Raw genomic sequence first — 23,769 nt, 5'->3', positions numbered from 1 at the left:
GGGTACGCGCGCCAATGCCCCAGGATTGATTGGCCCGAAACAGATGTAGGAGCAGGCTTGCCTGCGATGCGCCGCGCGGGCGGCGCTCGATCTCAAAGGCACTACAATTTTCAAGACATGCACAACCATAAAACACCCATGCAAAACTTCAAGGGTTTTCAAACGTCCACTGGCCATCTGCCAAGCACCTGCTAGCGTTGTTCTGGCCGACCCATCATGGATGCATGATCATCATGAAATCATTGCCTCGCGTTACCCTGTTGTGTGCCGCTCTGCTCGCGGTGGCCGCCTGCTCCAGCAACCGCGTGGACCCCAAGGATTATTCCGGCTTCCTCAAGGACTACAGCCGACTGCAGGAAGCCAAGAGCCCAACCGGTGCTCCGGTGATGCGCTGGATCGACCCCAAGGTCAATGTCAACCAGTACACGCAGGTCTTCATCGAGCCGAGCCAGTTCTATCCCAAGCCGCAAGCGACGGCGGTCATTTCCCAGCAGACGCTGAGTGAAATCACCCGCTACTTCAACGAAGCCTTGCGCCGCGAGATGGGCAGCGTGCTGACCCTGGCCAAGGCACCCGGCCCGGGCACCATCGTGGTACGCCCGGCGATCACCGCAGTTGCTACCAGTAATGAAAGCCTCAAACCTTACGAATTCATCCCGATCGCGCTGATCTCGGCAGGCGTCAACACCGCGATGGGTGGCCGCGACCAGGAAGTGGATGTCGGTGTCGAAGCGGCCTTCCTCGATGGCGGCAACCAGAAGGTGCTGGCCCAGGTGGTGCGCAAGGGCACCGGCAAAGAGCTGGAAAACGACAAGACCAAGCTGACCCTGAACGATGTAAAACCCGTGCTCGATGGCTGGGCCAAGGACATGCGCGCCAGCTTCCTCACCCTCAAGAACAAGAGCAAGTAACGCAAAGCCGCTCCGCTCGTCGGAGATCATTCAAAAACGCCATCACTGCCTGGCAGCCCTGCTTTACTCAAGCGGGCTGCCAGGCAGGCGGCACCGCAGACCAGGGACTGGTTGCACAAGCAGGCTGACAACAGCCGCTCGCTCCGGGCAAGCAACACCGCCGCCCGGCTCCCTCATCTCCCCGCCTTTTCCGCCCGCCTTCGCAGCTGTGTATCGGTTTTTCATTCATCGAATGCAACGGAGGCAATCATGTCTGATTCACTGCTCGCACCTTCGGTAGGCCTGTTCCCGGTGTCCTACCAGATCGGCAACAACGCCGCTGGCGCCCCGCGCCTGCAACTGGACCTGCTGGTCCATACCCCGGACCGTAGCCTTAATGGCGCGGCCCAGATCACCCAGGCCATCAACCCACCGCTGGACCTGCAGCTGGACGTCTGGGGCAGCTACACCTACCTCACCGTCCAGCAACCGAGCGAAGGCAGGATCCTGATCACCGCCCAGGGTAACCAGGGTGGCCCGCATGCCAACTCACCGGTGCAGTTCAAGTTCAGGGCGCTGCTCGACCCGAGCTGGCAGCACGGCGTGGCCGACTACGAGTACTACAACGGCCAGCGCTGGGTGAGCGTGGACAACGTCCCGGTCACGCTCGAAGGCCAGCGCATCCAGCAGCTGGCCAATGTCGACCTGCACAGCGAACTGCACAACGCCACGCTTGAGGCCGCCATCGCCAACGGCGATCTGGCGCACCTCAAGCAATTGGCCACCGGTGGCCTCGACCAGGCCCTCGCAGCGACCAAGTCCCCGGCCACCAAGGCCGCCAAGAAAGCCTGAGCAGGCAAGGAGAGATACCATGGCAATCGGACTGTTCCATGTTCGCCTGAATGTCAGCAACGGCTTGCCCGGCGCCCCGACCCTGACCCTCGACCTGCTGGTCAATGCCGTGACCAAGAAAGTCTCCGGCAAGGCCCGCGCCAGCCAGGCCACTTACCCGTCGCAACCATTCCAGGCCAACGTGTGGGGTGACTACAGCGAGCTGCAGTTCGCGCCGGCCGGCGCACCGTCGATCGTCCTGAGCCTGGACGGCAGCCCCAGCGGCCCGCTCAGCCAGATCGCGCAGACCTTCCACCTGCACGGCCTGCTGGAAACCGGTTGGAACAATGGCTCGGCCAGCTACCGTTACTTCAGTAACGGCCACTGGGTCGACCAGCACGGGCGGGTGCGCAAGGCACCGGATGTGACCCACCAGGGCCGTGCGCAACTGGCCCAGCGGCTGAAGGCGGCCGTCAGCCAGCTGGAAAGCGTGTAACCCGCAAGCAGCGTTCGCCGGCAAGACCACTTGCCGGCGAAACGCCAATCAACACTCGACGAACGCTACCGCAAGGCCACCCCGCGACGTCTCCTTGTAGTTGGCATGCATGTCGGCGCCGGTGTCGCGCAGGGTGCGGATGACACGGTCAAGCGAGATGAAATGCTCGCCATCACCCCGCAGGGCCATCTGCACGGCATTGATCGCCTTCACCGCGGCGATCGCATTGCGCTCGATGCACGGCACCTGGACCAACCCGCCGACCGGGTCGCAGGTCAGCCCGAGGTTATGCTCCAGGGCGATTTCGGCGGCGTTTTCCAGCTGCGGCGGTGTGGCACCCAGCACTTCGGCCAGGCCCGCAGCGGCCATCGAGCAGGCCGACCCTACCTCGCCCTGGCAGCCGACTTCAGCCCCAGAGATCGATGCGTTCATCTTGCACAGGATGCCGACCGCGGCAGCCGCCAGCAGAAACGCCACCACATCGTCGTCACAGGCGCTCGGGTTGAACTTCATGTAGTAGTGCAACACGGCCGGGATAATGCCCGCGGCGCCATTGGTGGGCGCGGTGACCATGCGCCCGCCGGCGGCATTCTCCTCGTTGACCGCCAGGGCGAACAGGTTGACCCACTCCATGGCGCTCAAGGTCGAACCGATCACATTGGGCTGCCCGGCCTCCTGCAGGCTGCGGTGTAGCCGTGCAGCACGTCGCTTGACGTTGAGCCCACCGGGCAGGACGCCTTCGTTGCGCAGGCCGTTGTCGACGCAATCGCGCATCGCCGCCCAGATCCGCAGCAGGCCTTCGCGCACCTCGCTTTCCGGGCGCCAGGCACACTCATTGGCCAACATCAGCTGGCCAACACTCAGGTTGTTGGCCTTGCACAGGGCCAGCAGTTCGGCGCCGCTGGAAAACGCGTACGGCAGGTGAACGGCATTGGCCTCAGCCTGCGGTGCGTCGATCTCGCCTTGCTCGACGATGAAACCGCCGCCGATGGAATAGTAGGTCTGCTGGAACAGGCTGCCATGGCCGCCCATGGCCTCCAGGGTCATGGCATTGGGGTGATAAGGCAGGCTTTCGTCCAGCAGCAGCATGTCGCGGGCGTACTGGAACACCAGCGGATGGCTGCCATCGAGCATCAGGCACTGCTCCTGCAGCAGTTGATGGATGCGCGGTTCGATGGTGGTCGGGTCGATGCGATCTGGCCACTGCCCCATCAGGCCGAGCAGGCAGGCACGATCAGTGGCATGGCCTACCCCGGTGGCTGAAAGCGAGCCGTACAGCCGCACTTCGATGCGCTGCACCTGTGCCAGCAGGCCTTGCTCCCGCAATGCCTGGGCAAAGCTCGCTGCCGCCCGCATCGGGCCTACGGTGTGAGAGCTGGACGGGCCGATGCCAATCTTGAAAAGGTCGAAAACACTGATAGCCATGCTAATGCCTGACCGTGTCGGCGCTGAATGCTGCCGCACGGATATCTGAGAAAATTGAACGGTATTGCCAATTTGCGCGATACTGCCGCGCTCGTTGGCAGATGACCAACGAAACTTTCTAAGCAAGGCTTTAGCAGGGCTAAACGATGCGACGACAACTCAATGGCCAGATGTTCGTCTGGCTGCATGTCTTCTCTTGTGCGGCGCGGCACCTGTCGTTCACCCGCTGCGCCGAAGAACTGCACATCACCCCCGGTGCAGTCAGCCAGCAGATGCGCCAGCTCGAAGAGCGCCTGGGCTACAAGCTGTTCCTGCGCCGGGCGCGCGGTGTGGAGCTGAGCGCCGAGGGCCAGCGCCTGGCTCAGACGGTAACCGAAGCCTATGGCAGCATCGAGGCCGAACTGCTGCGCCTGGATGCCGGGGAAATCCGCGGCACCTTGCGCCTGCGCTCGATCCCGTCGTTTCTGGCCAAGTGGCTCACCCCGCGACTGCCGCGCTTCCAGCAGCGCTACCCGGACATCGAGCTGCGCCTGGTTGCCGAAGACAGCGCCCAGGCCTTGCACCCCGGGGACTTCGACCTGGCCATCGACCTCAACGACGGCAGTTACCCCGGCATGCTGTCGACCCCGTTGCTGGACGAACAGATCTTCCCGGTCTGCTCACCCGCGCTGCTGCGCGGCCGCCCACCGCTGCATGGCCCGGCAGACCTGGTGCACTACCCGCTATTGCATGACATCACTGCCTGGCGCGGCAGTTCGGAGTACGCCGAGTGGGAGTTCTACCTGGAGGGTATCGGCGCCGCCGGGCTGGATGTGCGCCGAGGGCATACCTTCAACCGCAACCACCTGACCATCGAAGCGGCAATCGCCGGCATCGGCGTGGCCATTGCCCGGCGCACGCTGCTCAATGACGAGCTTGAACGCGGCGCCTTGATCGTGCCGTTCGGCCACCCCATCGCCAACCACAAGCGCTACATGGTGCACTACCCGCCGGGCGGGCTGAACCAGCCCGGTGCCCGTGCGGTGCATGACTGGCTGGTGGAAGAAGCCCAGGGCTTTCGCGCCTTGCACCCACTGGTGCTACCGGCCTGATCAGTCGGCGGCGATGTGCTTGATGTCGAAGTTGAACGACGGCACATAGCCGGTGCCGAGCAGATGCGGGCACGCCGAGGCCTTGAAGTCATCGCTGAGCAAGTCCTGCGTGCTGTCATAGCCCGGCATCGATATCCCGGTCATGTTCAGCAGCGTATGCGGCAGCGAGGCGATGCTGACCTGTTGATCCTCCCTGGCCTTCAACTTCTGCAGTTTGCCCGACTGCTCCGGCGAAAGGTTGCCGCTGGACCAGACAAACGCCGAGGTCGACAGGTCATATTCATTACCCAAACCATGGCCCAACAGTTGCCGGCTGTCATCCAGGAGGTTCTCGCCGTGGTCCGAGGCGTACACCAGCAGCACTTTCTTCTGGCTGGCCGTCAGCGCTTGCATGATCGAGGACAGCAGCCAGTCGGTATACAGCACCGAATTGTCGTAATCGGCCGTGACCCGGTCTTTCTGGCTGTCGCTGGCAGGCTTGAACTGGGCAAAGTCGCCCGGGAAACGCCGCGCGTATTCGAAGTGGCTGCCTTTGATATGAATGAATATCGCCTGCCGATGCCCATTGGCCTTGCCCAGCACATTCTGCAACGCCGGGATCAGCGCACCGTCATAACTGCGCTCCAGGTACTGACGGTATTGAGCTTCTGCGGCAATCTGCGGAATGATCCCGCCAAAGCTGTCGACCTCCTGTGAAGACAGCCAGTAGGTGTCGTAGCCGGCCGCGCGGAAAATCCCTACCAGCGATTTGTTCGACGCAATCAGGTCCCAGTCGCGGATCGGTTCCAGGCTGAGCAGCGAAGGCACCGCTACCGAGGTATAGGGTGCGGTCGTGCACATGCGGTTGAACTTGAACAGCCCCGGCTGCTGATCGAGATGGGGGGTGGTCCTGTTCGGGTAGCCGTACAACGACCAGTTCTGCGGGCGCGACGATTCGCCGATGACGAACACCAGGGTCTGAATGTCGGCCTGGTCGGAGAGGCTGGTGATCTTCACCTCCGACTCCATGCGCTGCTTGATGTACCCCTTGGACTCCACATACAGGGTTGCCGTCAGGCCGATCTGCGACAGGTAACCTACGGGTGTGCTCTGGTCTTTCGCCACCAGGTCGAGCACTGCACCCTTGGTCAGCGAATTGACCTTGACGGTCTTGTAGAAGTAGGCGCCATAGCCCAGCAGCAAGCCGCCCAGCGCCAGCGCAAGAATGGCCTTGTTGCGGTACAGGCGACGCCCGTGCAATCCGGCCAGCCCCACCCCGTAGCACACGGCGAACACGGCCAGGATGCCGCTGATCGAGCGCCAGTAGGTGGCGAGAAAATCCGCCCCTTCCTTGTAGTTGGTCAAGGCAATGAACAGGTAGGCCGCTGTCAGGCGCGAATTGAAGTTGAGCACGACGAACAGGTCGATACTCGCCAGCAGATAGAAAGGCAACAGCAGCAGGTGCACCTTGAACTGGTTGGCGGATACGAAGCGGATTGCCAGCAGCCACAAAAATGAAATGGCAAAGGTGTACAAGACCAGCAAGTCGATCTTCGCGCATTGGCAATCCGCCAACAGCCTGGCCAACAGCGGCGAAAACAGAAACGCCCACAGCAGCAGCGAGGGCCACTCGGTTTTCAACAGCCTGGCGGCACCTGCCCCTTTCGCTGACAAGAAGCTCATGCACCCTCCCCCTTTACGCCACGCCGGATTCCGGCGTCAGTAAGCCTGCTTGCCGGTGAAGGCATTGACCGTTCGCACCAGGATCACGAAGTCGAGCCACAACGACCAGTTGTTGATGTACTCGATGTCCGAATTGACCCGCTGGATCATCTGCTCGATGTCCTTGGTTTCACCCCGGTACCCGCGCACTTGTGCCAGCCCGGTCATGCCGGGCTTGATGTTGTGGCGGGCGAAGTAGTCGACGATGTCCGGTGAATACAAGTTGTCGTGCTGCAAGGCGTGGGGCCGCGGGCCGACCAGCGACATGTCGCCGGTCAGCACGTTGAACAGTTGCGGCAGTTCATCGAGGCTGGTGCGCCGGATGAATGCGCCAACCCGGGTAAACCGCTTGTCATTGCGCTGCGCCTGCTCGACCACACCGTTTTCCGGTTGATGCACGTGCATGCTGCGGAATTTCCAGATGCGAAACGACTCCCCGGTCCAGCCCGTGCGGTCCTGGCGGAAGAACACCGGCCCCGGGCTGTCGAACTTGATGATCAATGCGACTGCCAGCAACACCGGCGATGCGCACAGCAGGATGAGTGCGGCCAGTACGCGGTCCTCGAGGTTCTTCAGGAACAGGCTGGTCCCGGTCAGTGGCGTTTCCGACAGGGTCAGCACCGGAATCCCGGCGATCTCACGCACGCTGTGGTTGATCAGGCGCAACGAGAAGATGTCCGGCACCCAATTGACCGCGATGCACTTGTCGAGCAACTTGAGGTAGACATCCTGAATGACGGCGGAACCGCCAAGGGGCGTTACCAGGTACACCGTGCGGATGCCATGCTGGGCAATGATCTCGTCCAGATCGGCGATGCTGCCCAACACCGGCAGGCGCAGCTTTGCATCTTGCGCCTCGCGGGCTTGATCCTCTTCCTGGTCGACCCAGATGCAGCCCATCACCCGCTCACCGAACCACGGGTTGTTGCTGATCTTCTGATACAGGAAGTTGGCCAGGTCGCCATTGCCGATGATCAAGGCATTGTCCAGCCGCGCATGGGCCGTGAAGCGCTTCTGCAACTCACGCATGGCCACATGCAGGAACAACTGGACGATATAGCCGATGACAAACAGTTGAACGACCAGCAGGCGTGAATAGGTTTCGCTCTGCTTGGTCAGGAAGGCGATGACCACCAGGAAACAGAATGTCGCCGACCACGCCTTGAACAGCCTGAAGGCCTTTACCGAAAGCCCCACATTGCTGCGGTAGATGGCGTAGTGGTCATAAATGACCGCCAGCGCGCCGATCAGCAGCAGGAGCATGATCACGTAGTCTGAGGTGATGTAACCGAACTGGTCATAGATCAGGTACCACGCCACACCGGTGACGGCAATCCCGTCGAGGCCCGCTTGAATGGCGTTGCTGACACTGCTTCTGCGCTGGAGCAACGACCGACTGCTTCTGGGTTCGAAAACCATCGTAAGGCCTCACTGAACTGTGTGTGGCAAATGCCTGACCATCACAACGAAGCGATGGAAACTCACCTCAGGTACCTGAAAAACCTTTGAAATTTTGCAGCACGGCGCCCCGCGTCGATTGATATCACTGTAGCAGCACCCGGCGTTTGCTGCGGAGCCGTTCGACCGCCTCGACAGGCAGCATTCAGCTTTGCCACTACCCTCGATGCACAGGCGCTCTGGCATAGAGCAACGCACGCAACAGGAACAACGGATTGCCAATCACATAGCGCGTAAACAGGCGCTTGGGCTCTTTGAGCAACCTGAAAACCCACTCACCGTTCAGACGCCGCACCCAGTAGGGTGCTCGCGTTACCTTGCCCCCCAGGAAGTCGACAATGGCGCCGCCGCACACGATCAGGCAGGGGCTGTCGAGCGCCGCGAGCCGAGCGGCCACCTGCTCCTGCTTGGGCATCCCCATGCCCAGTACGATCAGCGCTGGCTGATGTGCCTGAGCGAGGCCGAGGTAAGTGTCGAGCTCGGCAAAGCCATCGTGCCGTGACACCACCTGCACGCCATACTGCGCTTCGCAGCGCTGCGCGGCCGCGGACAGGAACGGCTCGCGCGTGCCCCAGAATGCCACGCGCCTGCCCTCGAAGGCCGCCAGCAGCTTGGGGATGAAGTCCGTGCCGTTCATGTTGAGCCCGGGGGCCAGCCCCAGGCGCCGCAGCAATATCGCCAGGCCGGCACCGTCACGCAGCAGCACGTCCGCGGCCGCCAGTGCCTGGCAGTAATCAGCCCTGCCAGCGACCAGGTTCATGGCATGGGCGTTGACGAAACCCAGCACGGTTGCCCGCTGCGGTGAACTCAGCGTCACCAGCAGGCGTTGCTCGTCCGCGGCATCCTGGACCAGGTGCAACCTGCCCATGACCGACTTCCAGCGTTGCAGCCAGGCCCACGCTTCCATCAGCTGTCATCCCGCTTCGAACGCACCCAGTCCACCTGGCGCTTGAGTAGAAACCCCAGGTACAGGGGGATTTTCCTCGCCGCATAGAACGGCGCGTACATCAGTACCGCAAACGGGATCAGCTCCCGAGCAAAGCGCGCCCACGCCAGCAGGACGGCAGCGCCGAGCAGCCCCAGCGCCAGGGTGGCAAGCAACGCTGGCAACAGCACGCCGAACAGCCCGAACGCCAGCCAGGTGACCGTAAAAAGCACCATCAGCAGCAAGGACAGCAAGGCCAACGGCGGCACCAGCAGGTCCGCGGCCATGCCCAACAGCGGCCAGTTGCGTTGTATCAGCGCGCGGCCCAAAAGCCTCGGCCCCTCGGCCAACACCATCCCCAGGTGACCATGCTCCCAACGCTTGCGCTGGATGCTCAGGCCTTCCTGGCTGGTCGGGAAGTGACTGTTGACCACGGCTTGCGGGCAAAACAGCGGCGGTTTGCCAAGCGCAGCGCACTCCAGGCCCAGCTTGAGGTCTTCAACCAGGTGCCCGGTGGCCAGATTGACGGCCGACACGTCTTGCCAGGCAAAGGCCATGCCCGCCCCCATCAACTGACAGGGCAAGCCCGCCCGGGCCCAACCACGCGGGCGGACCAGGTTCTTCACCCGCCAGGCAAAGGCGGCGACCTGCACCCTCAACCCGGCGCCAGCAGGCGCATGCATCAGGTACAGCGCTTGCGCGGGCCGGGCGTTGTCGACACAACAGCGCGCCAGTTCCTCGAGCGCCCCCGCGCCTACCTGGCAGTCTGCGTCGATGATGATCAGTACCTCGGGGGGCGACTGGCGCAGATGCTGGACCCCGAAGTCCAATGCATAACCCTTGCCCCGACGCTGCTGATCCTGGCGCTCGACCACGTGCGCGCCCGCCGCGCGGGCCAGGCTCGCGGTCTGGTCCGTGCAGTTGTCCGCGACCACCAGCAACTGGTCGCCTTCACGCAATTGCGGCCTGATGCTGGCAAGCGTGGACGCGATCAGCATGGCCTCGTTGTGCGCGGGCACCAGCACGGCAACCCGCGCACGCTTACCTTGCCGGGCGCCCCGTGCAGGCGCAGGCAGGCAGGCCAGCAGCACCTGGGTGAACAGCACCAGCGTCGGCAACAGGACCAGCAGCGCCGCCAGGCCCAACAATCCGCTCAACAGGGTCAACATGTGGCCACCTTGAAATGGCTGACCAGCCTGGCTGCTTGCGTATCGATGTCGTGGCGCTCGAGCACGCGCTGGTAGGCAGCCTCGCCCATGCGCTGCAGCACCTCCACCGGTTGCTGCAGGCAGTCGAGCATGGCCTCGGTCAATGCCTCGACGGAACCGGCCGGGAACAACCAGCCGTTCTCGCTCGGGTGGACCAGTTCGGGAATGCCGGCCACGAAGGTGGTAAGCACCGGCCGACGCAACGCCATGGCCTCCATGATGACCACCGGCAAACCCTCGGCAAAACTGGGCAGTACCAGGGCACGCGCGGCGAGGAGTTCGTCCCGCACCTGTGCACTGCTGATCCAGCCGGTGATGCGCACCTGCGCCTGCAAGCCATGCCGGGCGATCAACGCCTCGATCGGGCCACGCAGTTCGCCATCGCCGGCCAACACCAGCTCGAAGGCCACGCCCCGGCTCGCCAGGGTACGCGCCGCCTCGATCAGCAGCAGCTGGCCTTTCTGCTCACACAAACGTCCCACGCAAACCAGCCGAGGCGCAGCGGGTGGCGCAAGCGCAGTGCCCTCGTGAAAACTGCGCTCCAGGCCACAATGCACGACCTTGACCTTGCCCCAGTGCTCATGCGCCACCCAGCGATACAACTGGCTGCGCCCGAAGGAACTGACGGCAGCCACGAAAGCGGCCCGGCGCACCTTCTCGCCCAGGTGCAGGATCTGCGCCTTGTCGAACTCTTCCGGCCCATGCACGGTGAAGCTGTAGGCCGGCCCGCCAAGGGCATTGGCCAGCATCACCACTTCTGTCGAGTTGGTGCCGAAGTGTGCGTGCACATGGTCTGCGGCGGATGCTTGCAACCATTGCACCACCCGGCACGCTTCGGCCAGGTAGACCAGGTGGTAGGGCCATGGGCGATCAGCGCGCCAGCCCAGGCGAAGGGCCAGGCGCAGGGCGCCAAGAAACCGTTTGGGTTGTGCCCGCACGGTCTCGAACAACGGCTTGAGCAAGCCCTTCAACCCCTCCTGCAACACATAGCGGGTCTTGCCCCGTTCTGCCAGGTCCTGATCATCGTGCAGTTCGGCATCCCAGCCACGCAAGGCGATGCGTTGCACCTCGATGCCCTGGCGCTCCAGCGCCAGAATTTCGCGGCGAATGAAACTGTGACTGACCTTCGGATACTGATTGATGAAATAAGCGATGCGCATAGTGCCCCGAATCTGTGTCCGTTTACTGAATGGCCAGGCCTGCCGTGCCCTGCTGCACAGGGCTGCCGGCCAAGGCGGCCTGTATCTGGCCAAACGCGTCATCCAGCAAGGCATGGCGCCTGCGGTACATGGCCCGTTTCTTCGCTGCGACGTCCTCTGCCGCACGCTGCGCGGGGGCCAGGGGAATGGTGAAAAAGTCCTCGCGGTCCGAGGGCCCGGCGCCGTTTTCCTGCCAGATCACATCGTAGTTGGCCGCCAGGTCCTGATGCTTGTCGGCGCCAAAATAGGGATGGCGATGGTGGCGGTACTCATCCCCCACCGCATAGATACGCACGGCCCCCAGCGTTCTTGCCACGCACTTGATCGCTTCGATCAGCAGGCTTCTGGGCCGCAAGCCTTCGAAGTCCTTGGTCAGGTCACGATAGATCGTCAGCGAGGTCTCGCTGTCCACGCCCTTGTGGATGCCCTGCACGGCGCCGATGTAGAGGCACAGGCCCGCTGCTTCACGGCACAGGGTAAAGGCCAGCGAGGCCACGCGCAGTTCGCCCTGGAACAGGTTGATCACCAGCTCCCCTTCGCGCTTGAACCAGATCGGCCGGTCGAGTACCAGGCTGCAGCCGCTGGAGTACGCCCGCAGGTCGCACAGCTGCCGGTGCTCGTCACGCCGCAGCAGCAGCAACGGGGCACAGTGTGCGGCGACCACTTCATAGTGCGACGCCACCGCGTCGAGACGCTGCGGGGCGCTCCAGCATTTGCTGATGTAAGGCCACTGAACGACGCCAATGCAATCGACGCCCAGCCGCTCGAAGCGGTCCTGGCCCAGTGCCCGTGACATGCGCTGGGCGAAGGCCTGCAAGCCGGACCACTCCCGGGCCATGGATACCGTCAACTTGAACTTGTTGTTGAGCGCGCGCAGCGAATAGCCGGGCTGCAAGGTGAGCACGCTCTTGGCCAGCGATCTGAACGTCATCGTCATGTCATTTGTACTCGATCAGCAGCGCCTTGCCGGCCGCATACCTGTTCAGCAGGAACTTCGCCTGGCCGAGCATTTCCGGGAACTTGCCCAGCACCAGGAACACCGCCTGCCACCAGTTCTCCCGCGTCGAACGCTCGCCCCGGCGGGCCAGGCGCACGATCTGCAGCGGATAGACCAGCAACAACAACAGCCCCCAACCGCCCGACAACAGGCTCACGGCGAGTATCGCCAATGGCAGGTTCAGGCCCCATAGCCAGGCGCGCCGTGATTCCCGCAGCCAATGGCGTTCCGGCGTCTGACCATGCAGGTAAGCGCCTTCGGCATAGGCATAACCGGCACGTAGACTGCGCCGCCACCATTGCCCGAAGCGGGTCATGGCAGCGTCGTGCAGCGTCATCTCGTCGGCGAGGCGCCAGACCTTCCAGCCACCCGCACGCAAGCGCACGCACAGCTCCGGTTCTTCGCCGGCAATCAGTTCCGGGCGAAAACCGGACACCGCCATGAAGGCGTCGACACGCATCAGTGCATCGCCGCCACAGGCCTTGGCTTCCCCCACCGGGGTGTCCCACTCCAGGTCGCACAGCAGGTTGTACACCGAGCGCTGCGGAAAGCGTTCGCGACGGCGCCCGCACACCACCGCCACGTCCGGGTGCTGGTCGAGAAACGCCTGGGCCTTGCCCAGCCAGCCAGCATCGACTTCACAATCGCCATCGACGAACTGCACATGGCGAATGCCTGGCACGATGCCCTGCAGGCAAGTAAAACCTTCGTTGCGCGCCCGCGCAGCGGTAAAAGGTTGCGTCATGTCCAGCGCAACCACTTCGACGCCAAGCCGTTTCGCCAGCTGTACCGAGCCGTCAGAGGAGCCCGAGTCCACGTACACCAACTGGTCCGCCCGCCCCATCAGGGATAACAGGCAACGCTCCAGACGCTGGCCTTCATTGCGGCCGATCACCACCACTCCAATGCCTGTTTCCATGGGCCTCACTCGTCAACTGCGGGCTGGGTCAGGTGTACTGCATTGCATCGCTGTGCTTGCGCGCCTTGATGGTCGCGGGCACCCCCACTGCCAGGGAGTTGTCCGGTACATCGATCAGCACCACCGCGTTCGAGCCTATCGTCACGTTGTTACCGATGCGTATGTTGCCCAGCACCTTGGCGCCGGCGCCGATATCCACGTTGTTGCCGAACACCGGGGCGATGGGTTCGTCGACATTCTTCAGGCCCACCACCACGCCGTTACGGATCCGGCAGTCATCACCAAAACGCGCATAGCCACTGATGACGATGCCGCCGAAGTGGTCGATGACGAAGTTGCGGCCAATCACCACCTCGCAAGGCAGTTCGACCCCGGTGATGATCTGCACGAACTTGAACAGCACCTTGTAGACGAAGGAGCACACTTTGCGCAGCAAGGCCGGGCGTACGCCATAACGCCAGCGGCCAAAGCGATAGACCAGCAGCACCCAGAACCCCTGGGCGCCCCAATCACCCCCATGCGCGCGCAAGTCTGCACGGATGTTATCGAACATGGTTTCACCTACCGTGTGGGTTGGCTGGCAAACTGAGTCTTGAACAACAATGACCAGGTAGCGCAGGTATGCCGCCAGCACGCCTTGATCGCAGCCAGGCCGCGGCCCTTGAGCAATGCCTTGAGCGCCAGCACCAGGTCGCCCAGGCTCACCAGCAGCATATGCAGGGCCAGCCCTGCCGCGCCGTGATGCTTGCGGAAATACAACAGTTCGCTCTCGATCTGATAACCGGATATCTGCCGACTTGCCGCTTCCAGTTCGGCCACCGACTTGGAGCTTTCACCGCCGATGTGCACCACGGTGGTGTCGGGGAAGTACACCACTTTCCAGCCGGCTGCCTTCACCCGCTTGCAATGGTCCACTTCCTCGTAATAAAGGAAGTAGCGAGGGTCGAACAGGCCCACCTGGTCGAGCACTTCGCGGCGCACCAGGTAGAAGCAACCGGGCAGCCAGTCACACTCGCGTACCGAGGCGTGGTCCCAGTCCATTTCATCGACCATTTTCAGCCCCGGGAAGAAACGCCCGAGCCCGGTGCGCCCGACGAACACGTTCAAGGGGGTGGGGAAATAGCGGCAGCTCGGTTGCAGGTCGCCATCCCGGCCCACCAGGCGCACGCCAAGAATGCCGCACTCCGGGTGTGCTTCCATGTAGTCGACGGTTTTCTGCAGGCTGTCGGCCGCCACGAAGGCGTCGGTGTTGAGCAGCAGCGCATACTTGCCCTGCAGGTGCGCCAGCAGTTGATTGTTGGCGCGACCGAATCCGACATTGCGCTCGTTGCTCAGCAACAAGGCTTGCGGGCAGACCTTGCCCAGACGCTCCACCGAGTCGTCAACCGAGGCATTGTCCACCACCAGGTAGCTGGCCAACGCCTCGCCACCTGCGGCGCGCAGTGCATCGAACATCGGCTGCAGCAACGCCGCGGTGTTGAAGTTGACCACCATCACATCGACAGGCTTCTTATCCATTGCTGCCGTCCCCGAAGAAGAAGCGACGCCTGTGCATCGCCAAGGTTGACTCCAGCGACGGGTCGAAGGACCCTTTGCGTTGCTTGATCAGGTCTATCCACGGGTAAGCGTTGCAACGCTCTTCGACCCGCTTGATCAGGTCTTCAGTGGTACAGATGAACTTGGCCGGGTTGCCGCCGACCACCGTCCCTGGGGCCACGTCCTTGGTCACTACCGCGCCGGCAGCCACTATCGCATCAGGCCCGATGGTCACACGGGGCATGATGATCGCGCCATGCCCGACGAAGCTGTTGTCCCTGACGTCGATGACACCGACGGAATCCAGCTTCTTGCCATAGCAGAGTTCGATGAGCGCGACTACGCCATCGTGGCCAAGCAGCGTGCAATCGGACAAGCCGACATTGTTGCCAATGCGTACCAGCGCCGGGTCGGTGACGTTGCAACCGACATTCATGTGAAAGTTATTGCCCACGGAATAGAACTTGCCCCATCGGTACTGGAATTCGCCCCACTGCCTCGGTGTCGGATTGCAAAGTTTAAGGTAGGCCGTAACGCCTCGCCCGGTGGTGTTGGCATAACGCGCCACTGCACTGCGTATCCATCCAAACATATGGCAAGCCTCGCAAATCAAGCGATCCTGGACTGTCCCTGAGGCGAACAAGGTCTCGTTCTTGTAGGTGCTGACCCTGATGCACTCAACCCTTTCACACCGCTACTTCAGTTCTGCCGGTTCAGGCCGCCGCTCCCTTTGTGGTGTTCATCTTCTCGTTGAGGTGATCGGCCAGCCGCAAGGCGAACTGCAGCAGTGGCATGGTCGGGTTCGAGGCCCCGCCGGTGGCGAAGATACTGCTGCCGGCGACATAGAGGTTTTCGGTGCCGAACACCTTGCAGTTGATATCGACCACCCCGTCCTTCGCGGCGGCCGCCATCCGCGTGGTGCCCATGTGATGCGCATGCGGCGACAACATCAGCGGCAGACTGGTGTCGTAGACGTAGTCGCTGAGTTTGATGAACCCCAGGCCCGTTTCGGCGAACTGCTTGGCCAGTTCGCTGCCGATGCACTTGATGGTGTGCCGGTCATCGGCGCTCAACACCCAGTTGACATTGACCTTGGCCACGCCCAGTTCGTCCTTTTCATCCAGCAGCGAGATACGACTCTGAACGTTCGGGAACTGCTCGATCAGCGTGGTGATCACGCCATCGCCCGGGCAGCTGAACTTGGCCACGAATTCGATCTTGCTGGCCACGCCCATTTCACAGGCCAGGTTTTCCAGGAAGTGCTTCACTTCGGCCGTGCGGCCGTAGGTCCGCACATCATCCAGCACAGACGCCAGTACATTGCCCTTGCCGGCGTGGTATTCGGCAACGAAGGCATCGGAGGTGAAGTATTGACGCGGCTCGCTGTCCTCCCCGCTGCGCAGGATGAACTTGCCCATGTCGATATTCAGGTGTTCCATGAAGCACCGACCGACCAGGCCGTCCTTGCGAACGATGCCCGCGTCCGCCAACGACTGGCTGTTGAGCAGCTGCCTGGCGTTTTCGATGGCGCCCATGGCCAGGATATAGTTGCGTGCGGTGACCGGCTGGCGCTTGCCGTCGTAATCGGACACCTGTATGGCTTTCAAGTGGCCGTTGGCCTGATCGAACTGCAGGTCGACGCAGTTGCAGTTGATGAACACATCCAGCCCGGGCGTTTCGTCGAGTGCCGTGGCGTATTTCTGCGCAAAACGTGTTGGCGGGCTGAGCAGGAACCGGTCGGCATCGAAATCGCCACCGTTCAGGCCCGGATTCACCGCGCGAAATTCCGCACCCTGGGGCAGATCGACGATCTCCATGGCGCCCGGCAGATAGCGCTCGATTTCATCGAAGGGGATCGGCCAACCAGGCATGTCGACTGGCGGTGGCACGGCAAAATCAGATTCGGTGAACGGCCGGCAACGCCCCATCCAGTGATTGGAGGTGCCGCCCAGGTAACGCAGGCGGGCTTCTCCGGGATACAGCTCGAGGCCAGTGGAGGTGCACTTGTACAACGCCTGCGAACGCGGCGTGTATTCGCGCCCGCCGCCTTCGAGCAACGCCACGCTCCATCCCGCACCGGCCAGGCGCAAGGCCAGCGTGATCCCCGCAGGGCCTGCACCGATGATGCAGAAATCGTAAGCGTCACGCAGTTTTCTGTCGGTGTCGTAGTCCTTGATCATGAACGCCCGTCCTGGAAGTACCCCACCGGCAACACCCAGCCATTGATGATGACGAAGCCGCCCTTTGGCTCAGGTTTGCGCGCTGCACTGTCGCTGGCATCGACACAGACACCGAACACGGCCGCCCCGGCACTCAACAAGACACTATTGCGTAGAAAGCCTCTCCGCCCCAGCAACGGAGTACAAAACTGCAGCTTCCCCATGATCACAGCCCCATACCGTTGATTTTATTATGCCCCGCGCTCTGCTGCGGGCCTTGTCGGGCGACCATCAGGGTCAATCGATAAAACGCGTCGACAAAGAGGCACCGAGTGCCCCTGTCGCAATCATAGGCATAACTTGCGCCTCGTGCCTGTGCTGGAATTTTCTGATCGCCACAATTTCAATCGACTGCATGACATCAATCTCTGACCGAATGGCTAGAACTCACTATAGTTTCATTTAGCCACGATGCTAGCCTCAATCCAGCCCACCGAGGGATAGGTGCCTACAACCCATGCCAGAACATCTAAGAGCCCTGGTCGTCATTATGCTTGTGGCCAGTGTGGTTTTCTTCATGGCCCGGCGTCCGGCAACGGACCTGATCCCCCTGACGGACTTCAAGCGACGTCGCAACCTGTGGTTTGCCCTGACCCTGGTGGCCTTCTTCGCCCACAGCTTCTGGCTGTATGCCGGCGCCGCCACGCTCATCCTGCTGGTTGCCCAGCGCCGCGAGCACAACCCGCTGGCGCTGTTTTTCATGTTGCTGTTCCTGATCCCGCCAGCGATGACCGAAATACCCGGTTTTGGCGTAATCAACTACCTGTTCGACATCAACCACCAACGCGTCCTGACGCTATGCGTGCTACTGCCAGCGGCGCTGGTGCTGCGAAAGCAAAGCGACAGCATTCGCTTCGGCCGCCTGCTGCCCGACAAGCTGCTGCTGGCCAGCCTGGTGCTGACCAGTGCGCTGGCGCTGCGCGAAACCACCGTCACCGACACACTGCGCCAGGTGCTGAGCCTGTACATCGACGTGTTCCTGCCCTACTACGTTGCCAGCCGTGGCTTGCGTGAACTCAGTGACTTCAAGGACGCCATGCTGGCGTTCGTCCTCGTTGGCTTTCTCCTGGCGCTGCTCGGGGTTGCCGAGTACGTACGCAACTGGCTGCTGTACAACGCCCTGCTCGATGCCCTGGGCCTGCAATGGGACATGAAAGCCTACCTGAGCCGTGGCGGCTCGTTGCGTGCCAGTGTCACCACCGGGCAGGCCATCGTGCTCGGCTACGTGATGGCCGTGGCCATCGGCCTGTTCCTGTTCGTGCAGCACTTCGTGCAAAAGCCTGCGCACCGCTACCTGGGTGCCCTGCTACTGGCCGCCGGGCTGTTTGCCCCGCTCTCGCGCGGCCCATGGATCGGCGCAGGGGTGATCGTGGTGGTGTTCATCGCGCTGGGCAGGCGCGCCGTATCGCGCCTGGCGTTGCTGGCTCTGGCCGGGGTGCTGAGCATACCGCTGCTGAGCGTCATGCCCGGTGGCGACAAGATACTCGATCTGCTGCCCTTCATCGGCAAGGTGGACACGGAAAACATCACCTACCGCCAACGCCTGCTCGACAATTCGTGGATCGTCATCCAGCGCAACCCGCTGTTCGGCTCCTTCGATTACCGCAGCACCCCGGAAATGCAATCGATGATCCAGGGCGAAGGTATCATCGATATCGTCAACACCTACGTCGGCCTGGCCTTGCGCATCGGCCTGGTGGGGCTGGGGCTGTTCCTGGGCTTTTTCACCTGCATCCTGCTGGGTATCCACAGGGCGATGCGCGCGATCAGCGACAACGCTGACCCGTACCGCCTGCTGGGGCGGGTGTTGTTGGCGACCTTGCTGGGGATCCTGGTCACCATCTTCACCGTCAGCAGCATCACGGTCATCCCGATCGTGTACTGGTCGATTGCCGGGCTCAGCGTCGCCTACATCCAGATGATGCGCCGACAGGCCATTGCAGAAACCAGCCAGGTGACCACCATCAGCCTTCAACCGAGGTAGTTCGATGCCCAGTCTTGCCCTGTGTACATGGACCCGCACATCGCTACTGGTCGGCCTGCTGGCATTGCCAGTGAGTGCCTGGGCATCCGAGTGGGTCGTGCGTGTCGACGAACAGAACGGCCTGCCCACACTGACCCACGGGGGTGGCCCGGCCTTCGTGCCCAGCTTCGACTTCTGGGGCGCGAACTGGGGGTGGACCGGGTTCTATCCTGCGCTCAAGGTCGATGGGCCCTACCGCTACACACTGAGCGGCCGCAACAAGGACCTGGACTTCGACTTGAAGGCCGACATCCAGAAGCCCCAGGCACAGACCCTCACCTGGGACTTCGACCTGCAGGCGCACAGCCGGCAGAGCAACGTGATGGGGGGCGGTATCGTCTGGCGCTTCGACCCCACGCTGATTGCCGGGGAAATGGGCGACCCGGTGCTGTTACCCGATAATCGCGGCTGGTCGTGGGGCAAGAACCCCCAAGGGCCACATGTCGAAATGCGCTTCGACCCACCGCTGGCCAAGGTGTATTTCGAGCGCGGCAACACCGACCAGGTGCGCACCTTCTTCTACACCGACCCGATCAAGCCTGGGCAACAGCAGATCAAGGCACAGCTGAGAGTGACCGGGGATATCACCATTGGCCAGACCTCCACTGAACGCTTTGGCATGACCGACCCCACGACGTGGCCGGATGACCAACTCGACTGGCGCACTTCACCGGTTGACCTGTCGTTCCTTAACGCGCCGGAAAAACCGGCCGGCAAGCGCGGCTTCGTCAAGGCCGACGGCGAACAGCTGATGTTCGCCGACGGCACCCCGGTACGCTTCTGGGGTACCAACCTGTCGGCCTACGCGCTGTTCCGCACGCCCGACGAAGAAATCAGGCAACAGGCCAAGCGTCTGTCGGCGCTCGGCTTCAACCTCGTGCGCCTGCACCACCACGACTCCCCCTGGGTGACACCCAACATCTTCGGTGACCTGCTGCAGATCAAGGACACCCAGCAGCTCAGCGCCGAGTCGCTGAAGAAGATCGACCTGTGGATCAAGAGCCTCAAGGACGAAGGTATCTATGTGTGGCTCGACCTGCATGTATCACGGCCAGTCACTGCTGCTGACAACATCTATGGCTTCGACGAGCTGCCCAAGGACCATGGTGTCGCTGGCCTCAAGGGCTACCTGTTCGTCAACGTCACCCTGCAGCAGGCCTTGAAGCGCTTTGCCGAGCAGTACCTGACCCACGTCAACAGCTACACCGGGCTCGCCTACAAGGACGACCCGGCGATTGCCGCCGTGCTGATCACCAACGAGAACGATGTCACCCACCACTTCGGCAACGCACTGCTGCCCGACAAGGATGTCCCCAAGCACAGCCGCCTCTACATGGACCAGGCCAAGGCCTTTGCCCAGCGCCACGACCTGCCGATGGACAAGACCTGGCGCGCCTGGGAGCACGGCCCTTCGAAGCTGTTCCTCAACGACCTGGAGCAGCGCTTCTACGCCGACATGATCGGCTACCTGCGCACGCTCGGGGTCAAGGTGCCGATCGCCACCACCAGCACCTGGGGCCTCAATGGCCTGTCCTCGCTGCCCGCATTGACAGCGGGTGACGTGGTCGATGCTCACAGCTACGGCGGCCTCGGCCAGCTGGAGAAGAACCCGCTGAGCAGCGACGGCATGATCAACTGGCTGGGCGCCGCCCAGGTGCTGGGCAAGCCGATGACCGTCACCGAGTGGAACGCCGAGCCCTTCCCCTTGCCCGACCGCCACACGCTGCCGCTCTACGTGGCCGGCACCGGCAGCCACCAGGGTTGGGATGCAATCATGCAGTACGCCTACAGCCAGCAGGCGTTCTTCGAACAATGGCGCCGGGCCGACAACTGGAATGCCTACAACGACCCGGGGCTGATCGCCACCCTCCCCGCAGGCGCCCTGCTCTACCGGCGCCAGGACGTGCACCAGGCCAAGACCCGCTACGTCTTCGCGCCCACGGCGGCGACCCTGTTCAACCAGGAGATCTCACCGGCCAACTCGGTGCTGCTGCGCACGGCCATGGAGAAAGGCCGCCTGCAGATCGCCATGCCGCAAACTCCAGAATTGCCGTGGTTGCAGGCCAGTGCGATGCCCGCGGACGCACAGGTGCTGAAAGACCCAGAGCAGTCACTGATCGATGCCAATGCCAGCGAAGCCGTAAGCGACAACGGCGAGCTACGCCACAACTGGCAGCAGGGCCTGTACACCATCGATACGCCCATGACGCAGGCGGCGACTGGCTGGCTGGGTGGCCAGTCGCTGAGCGTGGGTGATATCCAGGTCAAGCTGAAAACCGGCTATGCCAGTGTCGTGGTGCAGAGCCTGGACAGCAAGCCGCTCGCCCAGTCGCGCAGCTTGTTCATTTCACTGGGCAGCCGCGCCATCCCCAGGCCCGAAGACGTCACGCCCTTCCACGTCGAACCCCTCGAAGGCAGCCTGAGCATCAGGGCGCCGGCGGGCCTGAAACTCTACAGCCGCACCAGCGACGGCAAGGAAAATACCCTGCCTGTGAGTTACAAGGATGGGCGCTACCTGATCACGTTCGACGGCCAGCACATGGCCAACTGGCTGTTCTTGAAATAGGGCATATCGCCATCTACAGTCATTGAAGCCCTGTATTCCAGGCATTCGACGCTGCGTCTGTTCCAGGAGGATTGGATGAAGTACTTGGTTGTCGGTGGTGCAGGTTATATCGGTTCACACATGGTCAAGCACCTGCTGCGTGCCGGCCATGAGGTGGTGGTGGCAGACCTCGAGGCGCCAGCGCCCAGCATCGAGTGGGACTGTCTGGACATCGCCGACGGCCACGCGCTGGACGCCCTGTTCAGCGACTATCACTTCGATGCCGTGTTCCATTTCGCCTCGTTCATCCAGGTCGGCGAGTCGGTGGCAGACCCCGACAAGTACTACCTGAACAACGTCTGCGCGACCCTGAGCCTGTTGGAGGCCATGGTCCGGGCAGGCATCAAACGGCTGATCTTCTCCTCCAGTGCCGCCGTATACGGCGACCCGCAGTATGTGCCCATCGACGAGCAACACCCCAAGGTGCCGATCAACCCCTACGGGCGCACCAAATGGATGGTGGAACAGATGCTCGAAGACTTCGACCGGGCCTATGGCCTGCGTTCGGTGAGCTTGCGTTATTTCAATGCGGCCGGCGCTGACCCGGACGGCGAGCTGGGCGAATGCCACGAGCCGGAAACCCACCTGATTCCGCTGATCCTGCAGGCAGCCTCGGGGCGTCGTGAGGCCGTGACCGTGTTCGGCCACGACTACGACACCCCCGATGGCACTTGCATCCGTGACTATATCCACGTTGCCGACCTGGCTTCAGCGCACGCGCAAGCAGTGGAGTACCTGCTGGCAGGTGGCGCGACTGCGGCGTTCAACCTGGGCAACGGGCTGGGGTTTTCGGTGCAGGCAGTGATCGAGACGGCGCGCACGGTGACCGGGCGGCCAATCAACGTGATTGAAGCGCCACGCCGTGCCGGGGACCCGCCCCGCCTGGTGGCGGATGCTGAAAAAGCCAGGTTGGTGCTGGGCTGGCAGCCCGTGCACACTTCACTGGATGAGATCGTGAGCCATGCGTGGACGTGGGAGTTGAAATATCCCTGGAAGTGATTGTTACTCTTACTGGCTATTTGTCAGCCCCTATGCCGGCATGGAGCGTCGCCAGCGCACACCTCGATACGACGTGGGACACACAAGGGGTACGCGCGCCATAGGCACAGGAATAACTGGCCCGAAACAGATGTAGGAGCGGATTTATCCGCGATGCGCCGCGCGGGCGGCGCTCGATCTCCCAGGCGCAGAAACTGTGTCGCCGAGCACTTGGTGGCCTTTACTCAATCTCCCGACATGCCCCTAGCCCATTACCTCCAAAGGCCTGTGCGAAAAACCGAATGGCTGAAGCGCCGGTCATGAGTGCCATGCCCATGCCTTGAGAGGTGTAGCGCCTATCAGATCGAGCGCCGCCCGCGCGGCGCATCGCGGATAAATCCGCTCCTACATCTGTTTCGGGCCAGTTAATCCTGTGCCGGGGGCACGCGCCCCTAGTAATAAGTCCGCAGCTGCTCATCCGCCTTGTTCAACACCGCCCCCACCAGGTTCGACGAGGCCAGGTGATACAGGCAATCCTCGATGTCCTTCTTGCTGTTCATGCCGTTGGCCACCACCAGCAGCACGCAGTCGAACTTCGGCAGCACGGTGATCGCGTCATCCGAACTCAGCAATGGCGGCAGGTCGAAGATGCAGATCCGTGAGTCATAGCGGTCGCGCAGGTCGGTGATCAGGTTGTTGACCTTGGCGGACGACAGCACCTCGGTAGACATCGGTACCGGCTCACGTGTCGGCAGCACGACAAAGCGTGGCAGCGTCGGGTTGACCAGTGCCTCTTCGAGCCAGGCCTTGCCATTGAGCACGTCGTTGAGCGCCTTCTCCATCGGCAAGCCCAGGCTGCTGCCTACCCGCGGGCGGCGCAGGTCGAAGTCCACCAGCAAGGCAGTCTTGTTGGTGTGGTGGGCAATGCTCATGGCCAGGTTGACGGCCAGCACCGTCTTGCCCGCCTCGGGGGTTGGCGAGGTAATTGCCAGCGTGCGCCAGCCATTGTCCTCCATGGCCTGCAGCACCTGGGTACGCAGCAGGTCGATCGCCCCGCTCATGTTCGAGTTCTTGTTGAAGGACACGATCCGGTTACGCTCCAGGTGCTCCGCGTTCAGCGGCACCACCTTGGTCTGTACGTAATCGAATTGCCCAAGCTCCCCGGGCTTCTGCATGACCGAAGGCACCTGCGCCGTATCGGAGGTGGCAGGTGAAACCTGGTGAATGTTCTTACCAATAGCCGGCGTACTTCTGTCCATCGCTGCGCT

At 62.4% G+C, this 23,769-nt stretch carries 21 protein-coding genes; 7 read left to right on the top strand and 14 right to left on the bottom strand.

The annotated features are described in order from the left end of the window. Window positions 1-233 precede the first annotated feature (233 nt). From ACIPZ8_RS25815 to ACIPZ8_RS25805, 3 genes are all read left to right on the top strand, one after another. Window positions 234-911 carry a DUF3313 domain-containing protein gene (locus ACIPZ8_RS25815; RefSeq protein WP_400729390.1) on the top strand — a complete coding sequence of 226 codons (678 nt, stop codon included), beginning with the start codon at window positions 234-236 and terminating at the stop codon, window positions 909-911. Window positions 912-1,160: 249 nt separating this feature from the next. Continuing rightward, window positions 1,161-1,742: a DUF1842 domain-containing protein gene (locus ACIPZ8_RS25810; RefSeq protein WP_400729388.1), complete on the top strand. Its 582-nt coding sequence runs from the start codon at window positions 1,161-1,163 to the stop codon at window positions 1,740-1,742. A 19-nt stretch (window positions 1,743-1,761) separates the two neighbouring features. Further along, window positions 1,762-2,217 carry a DUF1842 domain-containing protein gene (locus ACIPZ8_RS25805; protein WP_400729385.1) on the top strand — a complete coding sequence of 152 codons (456 nt, stop codon included), beginning with the start codon at window positions 1,762-1,764 and terminating at the stop codon, window positions 2,215-2,217. A 48-nt stretch (window positions 2,218-2,265) separates the two neighbouring features. On the opposite strand, the gene ACIPZ8_RS25800 is transcribed toward ACIPZ8_RS25805, so the two are convergent. Beyond that, the gene (locus ACIPZ8_RS25800; RefSeq protein ID WP_400729382.1) at window positions 2,266-3,642 is read right to left on the bottom strand and encodes an L-serine ammonia-lyase; all 1,377 of its coding nucleotides are present in this window, start codon (window positions 3,640-3,642) and stop codon (window positions 2,266-2,268) included. A 146-nt stretch (window positions 3,643-3,788) separates the two neighbouring features. On the opposite strand from ACIPZ8_RS25800, the gene ACIPZ8_RS25795 reads away from it, so the two are divergent. Then, window positions 3,789-4,733 carry a LysR substrate-binding domain-containing protein gene (locus ACIPZ8_RS25795; protein WP_400729379.1) on the top strand — a complete coding sequence of 315 codons (945 nt, stop codon included), beginning with the start codon at window positions 3,789-3,791 and terminating at the stop codon, window positions 4,731-4,733. Here the strand turns inward: ACIPZ8_RS25795 and ACIPZ8_RS25790 are convergent, their stop codons facing one another. From ACIPZ8_RS25790 to ACIPZ8_RS25735, 12 genes are all read right to left on the bottom strand, one after another. Next, window positions 4,734-6,395, bottom strand: coding sequence for a phosphoethanolamine transferase (locus ACIPZ8_RS25790; protein ID WP_400729376.1), 1,662 nt, complete (start codon window positions 6,393-6,395; stop codon window positions 4,734-4,736). A gap of 36 nt (window positions 6,396-6,431) precedes the next feature. Then, window positions 6,432-7,853 (bottom strand): undecaprenyl-phosphate glucose phosphotransferase, encoded by a 1,422-nt coding sequence (locus ACIPZ8_RS25785; RefSeq protein ID WP_400729373.1) that lies wholly within the window; start codon window positions 7,851-7,853, stop codon window positions 6,432-6,434. A gap of 196 nt (window positions 7,854-8,049) precedes the next feature. Beyond that, complete coding sequence (locus tag ACIPZ8_RS25780; protein ID WP_400729371.1) at window positions 8,050-8,799, bottom strand: WecB/TagA/CpsF family glycosyltransferase; 750 nt, start codon at window positions 8,797-8,799, stop codon at window positions 8,050-8,052. Beyond that, window positions 8,799-9,986, bottom strand: a complete 1,188-nt coding sequence (locus tag ACIPZ8_RS25775; protein ID WP_400729368.1) for a glycosyltransferase family 2 protein — start codon at window positions 9,984-9,986, stop codon at window positions 8,799-8,801. The genes ACIPZ8_RS25780 and ACIPZ8_RS25775 overlap by 1 nt, the downstream gene beginning before the upstream one ends. Then, window positions 9,980-11,185 (bottom strand): glycosyltransferase, encoded by a 1,206-nt coding sequence (locus ACIPZ8_RS25770; protein WP_400729365.1) that lies wholly within the window; start codon window positions 11,183-11,185, stop codon window positions 9,980-9,982. The genes ACIPZ8_RS25775 and ACIPZ8_RS25770 overlap by 7 nt, the downstream gene beginning before the upstream one ends. 22 nt (window positions 11,186-11,207) lie before the next feature. After that, window positions 11,208-12,155: a DUF535 family protein gene (locus ACIPZ8_RS25765; protein WP_400729363.1), complete on the bottom strand. Its 948-nt coding sequence runs from the start codon at window positions 12,153-12,155 to the stop codon at window positions 11,208-11,210. A gap of 7 nt (window positions 12,156-12,162) precedes the next feature. Next, a complete protein-coding gene (locus ACIPZ8_RS25760) occupies window positions 12,163-13,140 on the bottom strand; it encodes a glycosyltransferase family 2 protein (protein WP_400729360.1) in 978 nt (325 codons plus the stop codon). A 28-nt stretch (window positions 13,141-13,168) separates the two neighbouring features. Then, on the bottom strand, window positions 13,169-13,693 hold the full coding sequence (locus ACIPZ8_RS25755; RefSeq protein ID WP_400729357.1) for a serine O-acetyltransferase: 525 nt from the start codon (window positions 13,691-13,693) through the stop codon (window positions 13,169-13,171). Window positions 13,694-13,701: 8 nt separating this feature from the next. Then, entirely contained in the window at window positions 13,702-14,658 is a 957-nt protein-coding gene (locus ACIPZ8_RS25750) for a glycosyltransferase family 2 protein (protein ID WP_400729355.1), read from the bottom strand. Beyond that, window positions 14,651-15,268 (bottom strand): acyltransferase, encoded by a 618-nt coding sequence (locus ACIPZ8_RS25745; RefSeq protein WP_400729352.1) that lies wholly within the window; start codon window positions 15,266-15,268, stop codon window positions 14,651-14,653. The genes ACIPZ8_RS25750 and ACIPZ8_RS25745 overlap by 8 nt, the downstream gene beginning before the upstream one ends. Before the next feature lie 121 nt (window positions 15,269-15,389). Next, window positions 15,390-16,856 (bottom strand): FAD-dependent oxidoreductase, encoded by a 1,467-nt coding sequence (locus tag ACIPZ8_RS25740; RefSeq protein ID WP_400729349.1) that lies wholly within the window; start codon window positions 16,854-16,856, stop codon window positions 15,390-15,392. After that, a complete protein-coding gene (locus ACIPZ8_RS25735; RefSeq protein ID WP_400729347.1) occupies window positions 16,853-16,975 on the bottom strand; it encodes a hypothetical protein in 123 nt (40 codons plus the stop codon). The genes ACIPZ8_RS25740 and ACIPZ8_RS25735 overlap by 4 nt, the downstream gene beginning before the upstream one ends. Before the next feature lie 377 nt (window positions 16,976-17,352). Here ACIPZ8_RS25735 and ACIPZ8_RS25730 point away from each other — a divergent pair, with 377 nt between their 5' ends. The 3 genes from ACIPZ8_RS25730 (at window position 17,353) to galE (ending at window position 22,522) form a co-directional block, all read left to right on the top strand. Beyond that, the gene (locus ACIPZ8_RS25730) at window positions 17,353-18,879 is read left to right on the top strand and encodes an O-antigen ligase family protein (RefSeq protein ID WP_400729344.1); all 1,527 of its coding nucleotides are present in this window, start codon (window positions 17,353-17,355) and stop codon (window positions 18,877-18,879) included. A 4-nt stretch (window positions 18,880-18,883) separates the two neighbouring features. Beyond that, window positions 18,884-21,484 carry a glycosyl hydrolase family 5 gene (locus tag ACIPZ8_RS25725; RefSeq protein WP_400729341.1) on the top strand — a complete coding sequence of 867 codons (2,601 nt, stop codon included), beginning with the start codon at window positions 18,884-18,886 and terminating at the stop codon, window positions 21,482-21,484. A gap of 75 nt (window positions 21,485-21,559) precedes the next feature. Beyond that, the gene (galE, locus tag ACIPZ8_RS25720; protein WP_400729338.1) at window positions 21,560-22,522 is read left to right on the top strand and encodes a UDP-glucose 4-epimerase GalE; all 963 of its coding nucleotides are present in this window, start codon (window positions 21,560-21,562) and stop codon (window positions 22,520-22,522) included. A 431-nt stretch (window positions 22,523-22,953) separates the two neighbouring features. On the opposite strand, the gene ACIPZ8_RS25715 is transcribed toward galE, so the two are convergent. Beyond that, a complete protein-coding gene (locus ACIPZ8_RS25715) occupies window positions 22,954-23,760 on the bottom strand; it encodes a CpsD/CapB family tyrosine-protein kinase (RefSeq protein WP_400729335.1) in 807 nt (268 codons plus the stop codon). Window positions 23,761-23,769 lie beyond the last annotated feature (9 nt).

The organism is Pseudomonas sp. NPDC089422 (genome assembly GCF_044749405.1).
Taxonomy (GTDB): domain Bacteria; phylum Pseudomonadota; class Gammaproteobacteria; order Pseudomonadales; family Pseudomonadaceae; genus Aquipseudomonas.
Note: the sequence above shows the minus strand (reverse complement) of the source record. Positions and strands in the feature narration are given on the sequence as shown.